Source organism: Pseudomonas sp. FBCC-B545 (assembly GCF_059134095.1).
The window spans coordinates 4,069,715-4,084,107 of sequence record NZ_CP101441.1 but is presented as its reverse complement, the minus strand read 5'-3'; the positions used below and the strand labels follow the sequence as shown (position 1 = coordinate 4,084,107).

Genomic DNA, 14,393 nt, shown 5'->3' with positions numbered 1-14,393 from the left:
GGCATTATAGAAAATATCGCAGACGGTGGGAGAAACGGCTTGCGCGCAATTGCCATGGTGGCAATTCAGTTTCAGTTAAGTTGCAACAGGTAGGGTGACCGGCGTAGGAAAACATCCTGTAACGGAGACTTATCATGACGCGCCTCACTGTTCTGGGCGCCGCCGCTATCATCATGGTTACGGCGACCCAGGCCGCAGCCGTGGACCCGGACAAGCCACTGATCGTCCCCGCCACTGTTACTATTGTCGCCTTTGACCAATTGGACGCCACAGCCCTGGCGCTGCACCCTGGCTCGACGCTGCTGGGCACCGACCTGGATGAGGAATACGGCAAGTACGTCTATGAAGTCGAACTGGAAGATCGCAACGGCATTGAATGGGACGTTGAACTGGACGCGCTCACCGGACAGGTTCTCAAGAATCATCAGGATACGTAATGAAGGTTAATTTACGCGTGGGCAGTCGAGTGGCGCTGGTGCTCATGGTTTTTTGCTCCAGCCTGGCGGCCCGCGACCTCAATCAGGACGAGGCCTTGGCGCTGCGCCAGCAGGGGGTGATCCTGCCGCTGGAGCAACTGTTGCAGCAGGCCATGGCGCGGTACCCCGACTCGCGGCTGCTGGAGGCCGAGCTGGAAAAGAAACACGGCCAATATGCCTACGAAGTGGAACTGGTGACCACCGAAGGCGTGGTGCGTGAGATCAAACTGGACGCCACCAACGGTGACTTGATCAAAGATGAGGAAGATTGATGCGCCTGCTTCTGGTGGAAGACAATGTGCCCCTGGCTGACGAGTTGCTGGCCGGTTTGCAGCGTCAAGGCTATGCAGTCGACTGGCTGGCCGATGGCCGCGACGCCGCGTATCAAGGTCGCAGCGAACCCTATGACCTGATCATCCTCGACCTGGGCCTGCCCGGTTTGCCCGGGCTTGATGTGCTTGCGCAATGGCGCGCCGCTAAGCTCGCCATCCCGGTATTGATCCTCACCGCCCGCGATTCCTGGGCCGAGCGTATCGAAGGGCTCAAGGCCGGCGCCGATGATTACCTGAGTAAACCCTTTCACCCCGAAGAGCTCTACCTGCGCATCCAGGCGCTGTTGCGACGCTCCCACGGCCACGCCAACCAGCCCACCCTGCAGGCCGCAGGCTTGCATCTGGATGAAGGGCGCCAGTGTGTGCTGCGCGATGGCGCCGAGATCCAGCTGACGGCGGCCGAGTTTCGCTTGCTGCGCTACTTCATGCTGCACCCCGAACAGATCCTGTCGAAAAGCCATCTGGCCGAGCATTTGTATGATGGCGAGACGGAGCGAGACTCCAATGTGCTGGAGGTGCACGTCAACCATCTGCGCCGCAAGTTGGGGCGCAGTGTGATAGAAACCCGGCGCGGCCAGGGCTACCGGTTTGGCGCCGCCCCGGCATGAAGTCGATCCAGCGGCGTTTGAGCCTGGGCCTGATCAGCGTGATGGTGGGCGTTGGCGTGGTGCTGGCACAAACCAGCCTGTGGCTGTTCGAGGCCGGTTTGCAGCGTTACCTGGAAGCGGGTTTGCGCAATGACAGTGAGAACCTGCTGGTGGCGCTGGTGCGTGGGCCAAACGGCGTACAGCTGGATGAGCAACGCCTGTCACCGGCCTATCAGCGACCGTTCTCCGGACATTATTTCCGGATCGACTTTGCCGATGTCCATTGGCGTTCCCGTTCACTCTGGGACCAGGAACTGCCCCGCCTGCCCGAGGCGGGGCTCAAGGGCAACCTGCAACTGGGGCCGGAAGGCCAGCAATTGCTGGTGTTGCGTTCGGACTACAAGCGCTTCGGCCTGCCGATTTCCATCAGCGTGGCCCAGGATTACACGCCCGTGCGGGAGAGTTTTCGCCTGATGCGCCAGATTGGCCTGGTGATGGGGCTGGCGGCGCTGCTGCTGGTGCTGGTCCTGCAGCGAGTCACCGTGCGCCGCGCCCTGCGCCCACTGGAGACGGCGCGTAACCAGATCGCCCAGCTGCAACAGGGCCAGCGCTCGCAACTCGACACTCAGGTGCCGTTGGAGCTGGAACCACTGGTGGCGCAGATCAACCATTTGCTGGCGCACACCGAAGACAGTCTCAAGCGTTCCCGCAATGCGCTCGGCAACCTGGGGCATGCGCTGAAAACCCCAATGGCGGTATTGCTGAGCGCGGCCTCCAGTGAGGCGCTCAAGGGTCATCCGCAGTTGAGCCAGCTATTGCGCGACCAACTGGAGCAAATCCAGCAACGCCTCAATCGCGAGCTCAACCGGGCACGGCTGGCTGGCGAAACCCTGCCGGGTGCTTTGTTTGATTGCGAAAAAGAACTGCCCGTCCTGCTGGCGACCTTGAACATGATCCATGGCGATCATCTTGACCTCAGCTATCACGTTTCGCCGGGCTTGCAATTGCCCTGGGACCGCGAGGACTTGCTGGAATTGCTTGGTAATTTGCTGGACAACGCCTGTAAGTGGGCGGATGCCGATATTCGGCTGAACGTCAGCGAAACCCAGCAAGGCTACCTGTTGGTGGTGGAGGACGACGGTCCCGGTATTCCCGAGGCCCAGCGTAACCAGGTCTTGGGCCGCGGCGCGCGACTGGACGAGCAAATTGACGGACATGGCCTGGGGTTGGGGATCGTGCGGGACATCGTCGAGGTATGGGGCGGGACGTTGCAGTTACAGGAGAGTGAGCTGGGTGGGCTTAAGGTACTGATCGAATTGCCCAAGCGGTAATGCCAATCTAAAAATGTGGGAGGGGGCTTGCCCCGATGACGGAGTATCAGTAAATACATCTGGGGCTGACCCAACGCCATCGTGGGTAAGCCCCCTCCCATAGTAGATATCCATTAGGCTTACACCCTGAACTGATCCATCAACCCCTGTTGTTGATTCGCCAGGCTGTTCAACGCCTGGCTGACCCGCGCCGATTCATTGGCCTGCTCCGATAATGACTCGGTCACATCGCGAATGGTCGCCACATTGTTGTTGATCTCCTCGGCCACCGCGCTTTGCTCTTCGGCGGCACTGGCGATCTGCAGGTTCATGTCGCTGATCACCGTGACCGCGTCGCCAATCTGGCGCAAGGCCGTTACCGCTTGGCCGACCTGTTCGACGCTGCCTTGGGCCTGGCGATAGCTGTTGCCCATGGAGCCGACCACGTCGGTGGTGCCGCTTTGCAGTTGCTCGATCACCAGGCGGGTTTCTTCCACCGATTCCTGGGTGCGCCGCGCCAGGTTGCGCACCTCGTCGGCGACCACGGCAAAGCCCCGACCGGCTTCACCGGCACGGGCGGCCTCGATGGCGGCGTTGAGCGCCAGCAGGTTGGTCTGTTCGGCGATGCCGCGAATCACTTCGAGCACCGAGCCGATTTTCTCGCTGTTGGCGGCCAGGCCTTCTACCTGGGTCATGGCGGTGCTCATGTCGGCGGCGAGGTCGCCAATGTTGGCGGTGGTGCGGTCGATCACGGTCAAGCCTTCGCGTGTGGCCTGGTCGGCATCGCGAGCGGCCTGGGCAGCTTGGGCGGCGCTGCGGGCAACGTCCTGGGCGGTGGCGCTCATTTCGTGGGAAGCGGTCGCCACCTGATCCACCTGGCGGTACTGCTGCTCCATGCCAGCACTGGTTTGCGTGGCAATCGCGGCGGACTGGTCGGCGGTGCCACGGGCGTCCTGCACCGAGCGTTTGACCTCGGCAATGATCGGTTGCAGCTTGTCGAGGAAGCGGTTGAACCAGCCGGCCAACTGGCCCAGTTCGTCCTGCTTGTCATAGGCCAGGCGCCGGGTCAGGTCACCTTCGCCGCTGGCGATATCTTCAAGCATGTGTGCCACGCCGAGGATCGGCCGGGTCACGCTGCGCGCCATCAGCCACACCAGTATCAGGCCTACCACAGCGGCCAGCAGACCCAGGCCGAGCTCCAGCAGGGTGCCTTTGGCATTGTCAGCGTCCAGCTGGGTTTTCAACGCCTCGGCGGGCGCCACCAGGACTTTTTCCGGTACATCCAGCAACACGCCCCACGGCTTGCCCCCAGGGATCGGCGCAAAGGGCGCCAGCACCTTGAGCTGATGACCGGCACGCAGGCTGTGGGTTTGAGTACTGCTGGCCAAGGCGCTGACCAACTGCGCGCCGCTGGCCGTATCAACCTGAGCCAGGCGCTGGCTGAGCTTACTGGCATCCGGGCTATAGCCGGCAAGCAAACCGGTCGGGCTGAGGATGCTGACCTGGGTCTGGCCGTCGTACAGCTTCTGGCTGGCCTGTTGGCTCACGGCCTGCAGGCTGTTGAGGTTGATGTCCACCGACAGTGAGGCGATGACTTTGCCATTGACCATCAGCGGGAACACGATGCTGGTCATCAGCACGTTCTGGCCGTCGATCACATAAAAGTAGGGTTCGATCACACACGGCTTGAGCGTGGTGCGCGGGCAGGTGAACCAGGCGTTGGCTTTTTCGCCGCTGGGGCTGACGGACGTGTCGGTCATGTCGCTTTCGGGCAGCGCCATCGAAGTGATCTTCCCCGGCGTCGGCTGCGACCAGTACAAGGCGAATCGGCCTTTGTCATTACTGCCCAGTTCCTGCTGATTGGCGAACAACTCGTCCTTGCCGTCCAGCGCATTGGCTTCGAACACCAGGGACAAACCCAACAGGTCGGGGTTGGCTTGCAGCGCGGCCTTGACCTGGCGGGTCAGGTCCTCACGGGTGTCGAAGGCATCGAGAAAGCGTTTCTCTGCCTGCTCGCGCAGAAACAGTACCTGGCGGGAAAAGCCGTGACCGTACTGGTAGGCATCCATGAACTGCTGGCGAATGCCCAGCGCCTGTACTTCACCTTGGGCTTCGATGCGCGCCTGGGCGGCTTCGTCCAGCATCTGCATGCTGGAGGCCTTGACCTGCTCCGAGCTCTGCGCCATGCGATACAGCGACAGACCCACCAGCAGGGTCACGATCCCCAGCAGGCACAGGCCCGCGAGCAGGGTGATTTTCCATTGAATGGAGAGCTGCCTGAGCGACATCGGGACATCCTTACCTGAAAGCACATGGAAACAGCTTATCGGCCGACACGCATGGTTCTTTATTCAAACGATCAATTTAAACTTCAAAAACGGCGCCGCTTTTTGACATGCGCGCCTGCCTGCTGCAAAGTGCGCGCCCTCTAATAAGACCTCTTTCAAGCCTGCACGCCGGCAGCTGTTCCCATGGGCCGTGCGCGGGCATGCCTGTCTTTTTTGTTTTTGCTTGAGGTAACCATGATTAACGCAGTCATCGCCGCGGTCGGCACCATGCTGGTACTCAGCCTGTCCCGCGTGCATGTGGTCATCGCCATTATTGTTGGCGCCCTGGTGGGCGGCTTGACGGGTGGCCTGGGGATCGACGCCACGCTCAAAGCCTTCAACGGCGGTTTAGGTGGCGGCGCAACCGTGGCTTTGTCCTACGCATTGCTTGGTGCTTTCGCGGTGGCAATTGCCAAGTCCGGCTTGGCCCACGCGCTGGCGGACAAAGCCTTGCTGCTGGTTGATCGCCAGGAAGCCAGCGGTGGCAGCCACGTCAAATGGTTGTTGATCGGCCTGTTGTGGGTGGTGGCGATTGCTTCGCAGAACATCCTGCCGATCCATATTGCGTTTATCCCGCTGCTGGTGCCGCCGCTGCTTTATGTGCTGACCAAGCTGCAACTGGACCGCCGCCTGATCGCCTGCGTGATGACGTTCGGCCTGATCACGCCGTACATGTTCCTGCCGGTGGGTTTCGGCAATATTTTCCTCAACCAGATCCTGCTGGCCAACGTAGCCAAGAGCGGGGTGGATATCAGCCAGGTCAACGTCACCCACGCCATGGGCCTGCCGGCACTGGGCATGGTGGTCGGCCTGCTGGTGGCAGTGTTTATCAGCTACCGCAAGAAGCGCGTGTATGACCTGGAAAAAATCGAGCGCGTCGAGCAAGTGGCGGTGCAGTACAACCCGCTGACCCTGCTGGTGGCCGGCCTGGCGATTGCCTCGGCGTTCATCATCCAGCTGTGGCTGGACTCGATGATCATCGGCGCCCTGGCCGGATTCCTGATCTTCTCGGTATCGGGCATCGTGCGCTGGCGCGACACCGATGACCTCTTCACTGAAGGCATGAAGATGATGGCGATGATCGGTTTCATCATGATCGCCTCGTCGGGCTTTGCCGAAGTGCTCAAAGCCACCGGTGACGTGCGCTCGCTGGTAGAAGCCTCTGCGGCGTTCATCGGCCATAGCCGTGGGGTAGGGGCGTTGCTGATGCTGCTGGTGGGGCTGCTGGTGACCATGGGCATCGGCTCGTCGTTTTCCACAGTGCCGATCCTTGCCGCGATTTTCGTGCCGTTGTGTGTGCAACTGGGCTTCAGCCCGTTGGCCATCGTGTGCATTGTCGGCACCGCCGGTGCGCTGGGCGATGCGGGCTCGCCTGCGTCGGATTCCACCCTCGGGCCCACCTCCGGCCTGAATGTCGATGGCCAGCACCACCATATCTGGGACACCGTGGTGCCGACCTTCCTGCACTACAACATTCCGCTGCTGGTGTTTGGGTGGCTGGCCGCGATGACGCTCTGATGAATTCCCTGTAGGAGCGAGCTCGCGAAAAACCCCAACGATAATGCGAACAACCTGAAACCCCGCAGAGTTCTCAGGTGCTTCGCGAGTAAGCTCGCGCCTACAGAAATCACTCTCCTGGCCGTTAACCTCTCAAGTCGCCACTAACAAGAGAGAAAAGCCATGCGTCTGAGTTTGAAGGCCAAAGTCCTGGCCCTTGCCGTAGTGCCTGTATTGTTGTTTGCCGTGGTCATCAGCCTGACCACCGTGTGGATTCTCCAGGGCCAGGCGCGCAACGAAGTGGATGAAACCCGCCAGCGCTTGCTCAACGACGCCAAGGCCACGCTGCAAGGTTATGTCGAAGTGGCCATGACCACCATCAAGCCGCTTTACGATGCGGCAGCCCCCGGCGACACCGCGGCGCGGGCGCAGGTGGTCAAGTTGCTCTCCAATACCAGCTACGGCAAGGACGGCTATTTCTTCGGCTACGACTCCGAGACCATCCGCCTGTTCAAGGGCAACAGCCCGGACGGCGTGGGCAAAAGCTTCAAGGACAACCGCGACCCCAACGGCGTCTACGTCAATCGCGACCTGGTTAAAGTCGGCAAGGACGGTACCCACTACCTGCAATACAGCTCGACCCAGCCCGGCCAGACCGAACTGGTGCCCAAGCTCGGCTATACCGAATACCTGCCCAAGTGGGACATGGTCATCGGTACTTCGGTGAACCTGGACGGTATCGAGGCCCAGGTGGCGGTGGTCGAAGCCAAGGTGGAGAAACGCATGGAAGGCGTGCTGCTGAGCATCCTCGGCGTCGCCGTTATATTGCTGTTGGTAATCGCCGCCGTGGGCATGCTGGTGGCCAATACCATCCTGCGTCCACTGAGCCTGATGAAGGCCAATCTCGACGACATCGCTGCTGGCGAAGGCGACCTGACCCGCCGCCTGGCGATTACCAGCCAGGATGAGCTGGGCGACCTGGCCGGTGCGTTCAATCGCTTTGTCGATAAAATCCATGGGTTGGTGCGCCAGATAACCGAAATGACCGCCCAGCTCACCGGACTGGTCAGCCAGGTATCCGACCAGGCCCAGCGTTCCGAGCAAGCCATGGAACGCCAGCGCCACGAGACCGACCAAGTGGCCACCGCGATCAACCAGATGTCGTCCGCTGCCCATGAAGTGGCGCGCAGTGCCCAAGGCGCCGCTGTCGCCGCGCAACAGACCGACGCCGAAGGCCAGGCCGCCAAACGTGTGGTGGACGGCAGCATCGCGCAGATCCATGCGCTGGTGAACGATATCCGCAGCAGTGGCGTGTCCCTGGACAGCCTGCAGCAGGATGTGTCGTCGATTGTCAGTGTGCTCAGCGTGATCCGCTCCATCGCCGAACAAACCAACTTGCTGGCGCTCAATGCTGCCATTGAAGCCGCACGGGCCGGGGAGGCCGGGCGCGGGTTTGCCGTGGTCGCCGATGAAGTACGCGCCCTGGCCAGCCGCACCCAGACCAGCACCCAGGAAATCCAGGGCATGATCGACCGCCTGCAAAAAGGCACCGAGGCAGCCGTGGACGCAATGCGCCGCTCCAGCGATGCCGGCGATGGCACCTCGGCCCAGGCCAACCAGGCCGGGGCGTCCCTGGACACCATGGCCCAGTTGATTGGCACCATCAATTCGATGAATGCACAGATCGCCAGTGCCGCCGAAGAGCAAACCGCCGTGGCCGAAGAGATCAACCGCAGCGTGCATCAGATTGCCGTGGCAGTGGACAGCGTGGCGGATGAAACCCAACTGGGTGCCCAGACCTCCCGCAGCTTGGCGGATCTGGGCCAGCGCCTGGGTAAGTTGGTTGGTCAGTTCAGGATCTGATCGTTCACAGGTCGCGCATCAGCAGGCCAAAACGCAGGTCCATCTCGGCCGGCAAGGGCACATACACGGTGTGCCCGTCCCCCGGTGCCACCTCAATGGCTTCATCCTTGGCGTTGCGCAAGGTGGCCAGGTCAAAGTGAAAGTTGCCGGCAGGCGTCATTAATTCCAAGTGATCGCCAACGGCAAAACGATTCTTCACCTTGACCTCTGCCAACTCGCCACGACGCTCGCCGGTCAACTCACCGACAAACTGCTGTCGCTCGGACACCGAGCTGCCGTTCTGGTAGTTCTGGTATTCATCATGCACATGGCGGCGCAGGAAACCTTCGGTGTAGCCGCGCTGGGCCAGGGACTCCAGATTGGTCATCAAGCTGCGATCAAAGGCGCGCCCGGCCGCCGCGTCATCGATGGCCTGGCGGTACACCTGGGTGGTGCGTGCGCAATAGAAGTGGGATTTGGTGCGGCCTTCGATCTTCAACGAGTGCACGCCCATCTGCGCCAGGCGCTCCACATGCTGCACGGCGCGCAAGTCCTTGGCGTTCATGATGTAGGTGCCATGTTCGTCTTCGAAGGCAGGCATTGATTCATCGGGGCGATTGGCTTCCTGCAGCAGGAATACCTGCTCGGTTGGCGTGCCGATCCCCAGCGTGGGCTGATATTGCTGGACGATATCGCCGGTCGCATTCTCCACCGCGGGCGTGGCCTGGTATTTCCAGCGGCAGGCGTTGGTGCAGGTGCCTTGGTTGGCGTCGCGCTTGTTCATGTAGCCCGACAGCAGGCAACGTCCGGAATAGGCCATGCACAAGGCGCCATGTACGAACACTTCCAGCTCCATGGCCGGTACGTGCTGGCGGATTTCATCGATCTCTTCCAGGGACAGCTCCCGCGACAGGATCACCCGGCAAATCCCTTGTTGCTGCCAGAACGCCACGCTGGCCCAGTTCACCGTATTGGCCTGCACCGACAGGTGAATCGGCATCTGCGCAAAGTGCTGGCGCACCAGCATGATCAGTCCCGGGTCGGACATGATCAGTGCATCCGGGCCCATGGCGATCACGGGCGCCAGGTCCTTGAGGAAGGTCTTGAGCTTGGCGTTGTGCGGCGCGATGTTCACCACCACGTAGAAGCGCTTGCCCTGGTCATGGGCTTCCCGGATACCCAGGGCCAGATTGGCATGGTCGAACTCGTTGTTGCGCACCCGCAGGCTGTAGCGCGGCTGGCCGGCATAGACCGCATCGGCGCCGTAGGCGAAGGCGTAGCGCATATTCTTCAGTGTGCCGGCAGGAGCGAGCAGTTCGGGGGCAATGATAGGTGGCATGGGTGTGGGTCGCAAAAAGCCGCGAGGGTAGTACAGGGGCGGGCGCGGTTCATTGATCCAAGTCTAAACAAGGCGGTCTATGCTTGTTCGATAAACAAGGGCACTCCCAGGTTTCGCCGCGGACTAAGCAACAGGGCCGACACCGGCCCTCTGCTTTTTTGACATGGATCGGACATGAATCAAACCAACCTGCAATTCAAGACCCTGTTGTTGCTGCTGGCCCTGGTAACCATCGCTTTTATCTGGATATTGCTGCCGTTCTACGGCGCGGTGTTCTGGGCAGTAATCCTCGGCATTATCTTTGCCCCCATGCAACGCCGCCTGCAACAACGGCTTGGCTGGAACCGCAACCTGACCTCCTTGACCACTTTGATGGTGTGCCTGGTGATCGCGATTCTGCCGGTGATCATTACCAGTGCGTTGCTGGTGCAAGAGGGGGCCACGCTGTACAAAAACGTTGAGAGTGGCAAGCTGGATGTGGCCGGTTATATCGAGCAATTCAAGCATTTCCTGCCGCCGTACTTCCAACACCTGCTCGACCGCTTCGGTATGGGCAACCTGGAAGGGCTGCGGGAAAAAGTGGTCAAGGGGGCGATGCAGGGCAGTCAGTTCTTTGCCTCCCAGGCGTTCAGCTTCGGCCAGGGCACGTTTGATTTCCTGGTGAGCTTTTTCATCATGTTGTACCTGCTGTTTTTCCTGCTACGCGACGGCCCGGAGCTGGTACGCAAGGTGCGCACGGCGGTGCCGCTGGCCGAACCGCAAAAGCGTCGCCTGCAGCTCAAGTTCAACCGGGTGGTGCGCGCCACGGTCAAGGGCAACGTGCTGGTGGCCGTGACCCAAGGCGCATTGGGTGGCTTTATATTCTGGTTTCTGGATATTCCCAGTGCATTGCTCTGGGCGGTATTGATGGCGTTTCTGTCCCTGCTGCCAGCGGTGGGCGCAGGGATTGTCTGGGGCCCGGTGGCGGTTTACTTCCTGCTCAGCGGCTCGATCTGGCAGGGCGTGGTGCTGGGGCTTTTCGGTGTATTCGTAATTGGCCTGGTGGACAACGTGCTGCGTCCGATCCTGGTGGGCAAGGACACCAAGATGCCGGACTACCTGATCCTGATCTCGACCTTGGGTGGCCTGTCGGTGTTCGGCCTCAACGGCTTCGTCATCGGGCCACTGGTGGCGGCGTTGTTCATGTCGTGCTGGGCGCTGTTCGTCGAAACCAAGCCACGGGTCAAATTGCCGTTGCCCTAGGCTTGAAGCCTGAAGTCGGCTACTCGTTGGCGCTGTGTCTCGGCGTCGGACAATGAAGTGAGCGGGCCGCTGATCGGCTCGCCATCGCGGACCACGTACCAACAGGCGAGCAAGCCCAGCTTACGTAAAGGGGCTGGGACGGCGCTGCCGATGACAGACATGATTTGAACAGTGGGCATAAATACCTCCAATCGTTATGGAGGTCACCTTACGGTGCGCTGGCACCGGGGAAAAATCACCTGGCTCGATAGTCGACATCGACGCCAGGCGTTAATCCACCACCTGGTCGAGCATGCTCACTACTTCGTGCTCACTGAGCAGCCCTTTGCGCACCAGGTTTTCGGCCAGCAATGCGAGGAACTTTGCACTGCGGTGGCCCTCGAGGTGCTTGAGTTCGGTCAAGGCACTGTAGACCTTGCTGGACGTGCAGAGACCGGCGGTGCGATGGGGATTTTGCGTGGGCATGGGCAATCGTCCTTAATTGTTATTGGGTGGACTGGGTCGATAGTGAGACTGTTTTATGACGCAACCATGACAGCGCACGCCTGCGCCGATCAAGAGGATATTGCGTCCTTATGATGTGGGATAGGCGCTTGGGCATTGTTCTCACAGCGACATTGGCAGGATAAATCCGGACTTTTCGGGCAAAAAAAGGCCCCGCTCAGGAGCGAGGCCCATTCAAGTCACTCAGTTCAAACCTACCAACCGCGGCCGTAGTAACCGTGCGGGTGGCCGTAGTAGCCCCGAGGCGGACCATAATAGCCGCGTGGAGGGCCGTAATAGACCGGGGCCGGGCGGTAATAAACCTGCTGTTGTACATACACCGGCGGCGGTGGCGCGTAATAGACCGGTGGCGCAGCGGCATACACCGGCTGCGGCTGGACGTACACCGGTTGTTGCACATAGACCTCACGAGGCTGGCTGGCAACTACGGAGCCAACTACCGCTGCGCCAACAAGTGCGCCCAACACTGCCGGGCCACCCCAACCACCACCGTGGGCGGAAGCTTGGCCGGCCATTGCGAGTGCACCGATCAGCAAGGCGATTCTGGGGATTTTACGAATCATGGTCATTCCTCGGTTAGCCCCTGCGCTTGTGGTCTGCAATCAATAGACTCAAGGATTGTCGCGGGGATACTTTTAAGACAACGTGTTTCAAAAAAACAGCACTTCCATTAGGTAAAGGTTGTGTAAGGTCTGTACCGATTTGCTTACTTCAAGGAGTTACCCATGCAGATGCACCCCAACAAGGACACCCAGCTGTGCATGTCACTGTCGGCGCGCCCCGGGAACTTTGGCCTGCGTTTTCATAACCACTTGTATGAACAACTGGGTTTGAATTTCTACTATAAGGCCTTCAGCAGCCAGGACCTGCCCGGCGCGATCGGTGGTATCCGCGCCTTGGGCGTGCGTGGTTGTGGAGTATCGATGCCGTTCAAGGAGGCCGCCATTGCCTTAGTGGACGAACTTGACGATTCAGTTCAAGCCATTGATTCGCTCAATACCATCGTCAACACCAATGGCCACCTCAAGGCCTATAACACTGACTACATTGCCATCGAGCAATTGTTGAAAAAGCACGCCGTGCCGACTGACTCCACGTTCGCCCTACGTGGTAGTGGTGGCATGGCCAAGGCAGTTGCCAGTGCCTTGCGTGATGGCGGTTATGCCCGCGGCGTGATCGTGGCGCGCAATGAGGCGGCGGGCCAGGCATTGGCGCGCAACCTCGGGTATGAATGGCAGGCGGACCTGGGCGACTTGCGCCCGCAGATGCTGATCAATGTGACGCCCATCGGCATGACAGGTGGGGCCGAGGCGGATGCGTTGGCGTTCGACGCCGAGGCGATCGATCAGGCGGAAACTGTCTTCGATGTAGTGGCGATTCCAGCCGAAACACCCCTGATCGTGCGTGGGCGCGCCAAGGGCAAGCGGGTGATTACCGGGCTGGAGGTGATTGCAATCCAGGCGCTGGAGCAGTTTGTGTTGTACACCGGTGTGCGCCCGACGCAGGAGCAATTTCAGGCGGCGGTGGCCTTCGCCCGCAATTGAAGGCCCAGCTAATGTGGGAGGGGGCTTGCCCCCGATGGCGGTGTATCAGCCCCAGACACACTAATTGAACGCCCTCATCGGCGCATAGGTATCTACACAATTTCTGGTATGGCGCTGTACCTGTGGGAGGGGGCTTGTTCTGGTCAAGTTTTTCCGGACACCGATTACGGTGATCAAGCCGCCTGCTGCTCCATGGCTATTGGCGACAGGTAGTTGTTGTGGCTGTGGAGCCTGATTCGGTTATACCGCATGAAGAAGCTGGTCATATCCTGCCTCGCTTCTTCAACTGTCGTGTAGCCCTTGGTGGGCACCCACTCTGATTTGAGCGTCCCGAAGAAACGTTCTGTTGGTGCGTTGTCCCAGCACTGCCCTCTGCGGCTCATGCTTTGCGTTATCTCATGCTCCAGCAGCTCTGACTGAAAGCGCTGGCTGGTGTATTGGCAGCCTTGATCCGAATGAAACATCAAGCCTGCATGTTTGCCTCGAACCTCCACCGCCATTCTCAGCGCCTTGCTAACCAGGTCGGCGTCATTGATCAGAGAAAACGCCCAGCCAACGATTCGGCGGGCGAACAAATCAATGACCGCTGCCAAGTGATACCAGCGTTTACCAACCATCAGGCTGGTAACGTCGCCGCACCAGACCTGATTGATTGCGGTTGGCTCGAAATTACGCTCGAGCAGGTTCTTGGCCACAAATGCTTCGACGCCTCTAGAGCGATATTGATGGCGGCGGCGCTGCCTGCTGGCCAGATTTGCCTCCGCCATGAGTTTTCCGGCCAGATGCCGTCCCACTTTGATCTGCTGGGCCTTTAAGTGCTGAGAGATCATCCGCGCGCCTGCACTTCCCCGGCTTTCGTCATGCAGTTGCACGACTTTTGCTCTGAGCGCGTCACGCTTGGTATTCGGCGCTGAGCGACGCTTAAGCCACTCATAAAACGCGCTGCGGGAAACACCAAGCGCACTACAAAGCAGGCGGGTCGGATATGAGCTCGACTCTCTCAGCTCCTCGATCAGGAAAAACGATCGGGATCCGACATCAAGAGAGCCGTAGCCTTTTTTAAGATTTCAGCCTCGGTCTCCAGGCGCTTGATCTTGGCTCGCAGCTGCTGCAGCTCTCGCTGTTCTTCGCTGATTGCCTTGGTACCGGCCACTGGCTGCCCTTTCAGACGTTCTTTACGAACCTGATCAACCCAGCGGCGCAGAGCCGTAGGGCCAACTTCCATCGATGCACATACGTCGGGAACTGAGCAGTTATCATCAAGAACCATGCTTGCAGCACGTTGCTTGAACTCGCGGGTATAGGTCTTTCGTTCTTGCATGGAACCTCCTGATTGGGCGAATCATATCGCCCTTAAGAGGTGTCCGGGATCATTAGGCCAGTTCAGCTTGCT

General features: G+C 60.1%; 15 protein-coding genes. 8 read left to right on the top strand and 7 right to left on the bottom strand.

The annotated features are described in order from the left end of the window. The first annotated feature begins 134 nt into the window (after window positions 1-134). The 4 genes from NMB39_RS18695 to NMB39_RS18680 are packed head-to-tail and all read left to right on the top strand — an operon-like array spanning window position 135 to window position 2,726. Entirely contained in the window at window positions 135-437 is a 303-nt protein-coding gene (locus tag NMB39_RS18695; RefSeq protein ID WP_057024215.1) for a PepSY domain-containing protein, read from the top strand. Further along, a complete protein-coding gene (locus NMB39_RS18690; RefSeq protein WP_198720960.1) occupies window positions 437-748 on the top strand; it encodes a PepSY domain-containing protein in 312 nt (103 codons plus the stop codon). Before NMB39_RS18695 ends, NMB39_RS18690 begins: the two co-directional genes overlap by 1 nt. Next, window positions 748-1,416: a response regulator transcription factor gene (locus tag NMB39_RS18685; protein WP_057024213.1), complete on the top strand. Its 669-nt coding sequence runs from the start codon at window positions 748-750 to the stop codon at window positions 1,414-1,416. The genes NMB39_RS18690 and NMB39_RS18685 overlap by 1 nt, the downstream gene beginning before the upstream one ends. After that, window positions 1,413-2,726, top strand: coding sequence for a sensor histidine kinase (locus tag NMB39_RS18680; protein WP_057024212.1), 1,314 nt, complete (start codon window positions 1,413-1,415; stop codon window positions 2,724-2,726). Before NMB39_RS18685 ends, NMB39_RS18680 begins: the two co-directional genes overlap by 4 nt. A 119-nt stretch (window positions 2,727-2,845) precedes the next feature. Here NMB39_RS18680 and NMB39_RS18675 read toward each other — a convergent pair whose 3' ends face one another. Beyond that, complete coding sequence (locus tag NMB39_RS18675; protein ID WP_057024211.1) at window positions 2,846-4,993, bottom strand: methyl-accepting chemotaxis protein; 2,148 nt, start codon at window positions 4,991-4,993, stop codon at window positions 2,846-2,848. 237 nt (window positions 4,994-5,230) lie between these two features. Here NMB39_RS18675 and NMB39_RS18670 point away from each other — a divergent pair, with 237 nt between their 5' ends. Next, entirely contained in the window at window positions 5,231-6,550 is a 1,320-nt protein-coding gene (locus tag NMB39_RS18670) for a Na+/H+ antiporter family protein (protein ID WP_164484847.1), read from the top strand. Window positions 6,551-6,712: 162 nt separating this feature from the next. Then, complete coding sequence (gene ctpM, locus NMB39_RS18665; RefSeq protein WP_198720957.1) at window positions 6,713-8,392, top strand: methyl-accepting chemotaxis protein CtpM; 1,680 nt, start codon at window positions 6,713-6,715, stop codon at window positions 8,390-8,392. Between the two features lie 4 nt (window positions 8,393-8,396). On the opposite strand, the gene trhP is transcribed toward ctpM, so the two are convergent. After that, window positions 8,397-9,710, bottom strand: coding sequence for a prephenate-dependent tRNA uridine(34) hydroxylase TrhP (trhP, locus tag NMB39_RS18660; RefSeq protein ID WP_494340274.1), 1,314 nt, complete (start codon window positions 9,708-9,710; stop codon window positions 8,397-8,399). A 174-nt stretch (window positions 9,711-9,884) separates the two neighbouring features. Between trhP and NMB39_RS18655 the strand changes: the two genes are divergently transcribed. Further along, window positions 9,885-10,952: an AI-2E family transporter gene (locus NMB39_RS18655; RefSeq protein WP_057014493.1), complete on the top strand. Its 1,068-nt coding sequence runs from the start codon at window positions 9,885-9,887 to the stop codon at window positions 10,950-10,952. On the opposite strand, the gene NMB39_RS18650 is transcribed toward NMB39_RS18655, so the two are convergent. From NMB39_RS18650 to NMB39_RS18640, 3 genes are all read right to left on the bottom strand, one after another. Next, the gene (locus NMB39_RS18650) at window positions 10,949-11,131 is read right to left on the bottom strand and encodes a hypothetical protein (RefSeq protein ID WP_057024207.1); all 183 of its coding nucleotides are present in this window, start codon (window positions 11,129-11,131) and stop codon (window positions 10,949-10,951) included. The two genes, NMB39_RS18655 and NMB39_RS18650, sit on opposite strands and share 4 nt — an antisense overlap. Window positions 11,132-11,222: 91 nt before the next feature. Then, window positions 11,223-11,417, bottom strand: a complete 195-nt coding sequence (locus NMB39_RS18645) for a hypothetical protein (RefSeq protein ID WP_046071958.1) — start codon at window positions 11,415-11,417, stop codon at window positions 11,223-11,225. 233 nt (window positions 11,418-11,650) lie between these two features. After that, window positions 11,651-12,025 carry a hypothetical protein gene (locus NMB39_RS18640; RefSeq protein WP_046071959.1) on the bottom strand — a complete coding sequence of 125 codons (375 nt, stop codon included), beginning with the start codon at window positions 12,023-12,025 and terminating at the stop codon, window positions 11,651-11,653. A 156-nt stretch (window positions 12,026-12,181) separates the two neighbouring features. Here NMB39_RS18640 and NMB39_RS18635 point away from each other — a divergent pair, with 156 nt between their 5' ends. Then, window positions 12,182-13,000 carry a shikimate 5-dehydrogenase gene (locus tag NMB39_RS18635; protein WP_057024205.1) on the top strand — a complete coding sequence of 273 codons (819 nt, stop codon included), beginning with the start codon at window positions 12,182-12,184 and terminating at the stop codon, window positions 12,998-13,000. A gap of 173 nt (window positions 13,001-13,173) precedes the next feature. Here NMB39_RS18635 and NMB39_RS18630 read toward each other — a convergent pair whose 3' ends face one another. Then, the gene (locus tag NMB39_RS18630) at window positions 13,174-14,004 is read right to left on the bottom strand and encodes an IS3 family transposase (protein WP_494340570.1); all 831 of its coding nucleotides are present in this window, start codon (window positions 14,002-14,004) and stop codon (window positions 13,174-13,176) included. Between the two features lie 8 nt (window positions 14,005-14,012). Beyond that, complete coding sequence (locus NMB39_RS18625; RefSeq protein WP_198730987.1) at window positions 14,013-14,321, bottom strand: transposase; 309 nt, start codon at window positions 14,319-14,321, stop codon at window positions 14,013-14,015. Window positions 14,322-14,393: the final 72 nt, after the last annotated feature.

Bases quoted from the DNA above. Each gene is read 5' to 3' on its own strand.
- NMB39_RS18680 (WP_057024212.1), top strand. From the start codon at position 1,413: ATGAAGTCGATCCAGCGGCGTTTGAGCCTGGGCCTGATCAGCGTGATG.
- trhP (WP_494340274.1), bottom strand. From the start codon at position 9,710: ATGCCACCTATCATTGCCCCCGAACTGCTCGCTCCTGCCGGCACACTG.
- NMB39_RS18685 (WP_057024213.1), top strand. From the start codon at position 748: ATGCGCCTGCTTCTGGTGGAAGACAATGTGCCCCTGGCTGACGAGTTG.
- NMB39_RS18650 (WP_057024207.1), bottom strand. From the start codon at position 11,131: ATGCCCACTGTTCAAATCATGTCTGTCATCGGCAGCGCCGTCCCAGCC.
- ctpM (WP_198720957.1), top strand. From the start codon at position 6,713: ATGCGTCTGAGTTTGAAGGCCAAAGTCCTGGCCCTTGCCGTAGTGCCT.
- NMB39_RS18635 (WP_057024205.1), top strand. From the start codon at position 12,182: ATGCAGATGCACCCCAACAAGGACACCCAGCTGTGCATGTCACTGTCG.
- NMB39_RS18690 (WP_198720960.1), top strand. From the start codon at position 437: ATGAAGGTTAATTTACGCGTGGGCAGTCGAGTGGCGCTGGTGCTCATG.
- NMB39_RS18640 (WP_046071959.1), bottom strand. From the start codon at position 12,025: ATGACCATGATTCGTAAAATCCCCAGAATCGCCTTGCTGATCGGTGCA.
- NMB39_RS18655 (WP_057014493.1), top strand. From the start codon at position 9,885: ATGAATCAAACCAACCTGCAATTCAAGACCCTGTTGTTGCTGCTGGCC.
- NMB39_RS18625 (WP_198730987.1), bottom strand. From the start codon at position 14,321: ATGCAAGAACGAAAGACCTATACCCGCGAGTTCAAGCAACGTGCTGCA.
- NMB39_RS18645 (WP_046071958.1), bottom strand. From the start codon at position 11,417: ATGCCCACGCAAAATCCCCATCGCACCGCCGGTCTCTGCACGTCCAGC.
- NMB39_RS18695 (WP_057024215.1), top strand. From the start codon at position 135: ATGACGCGCCTCACTGTTCTGGGCGCCGCCGCTATCATCATGGTTACG.
- NMB39_RS18675 (WP_057024211.1), bottom strand. From the start codon at position 4,993: ATGTCGCTCAGGCAGCTCTCCATTCAATGGAAAATCACCCTGCTCGCG.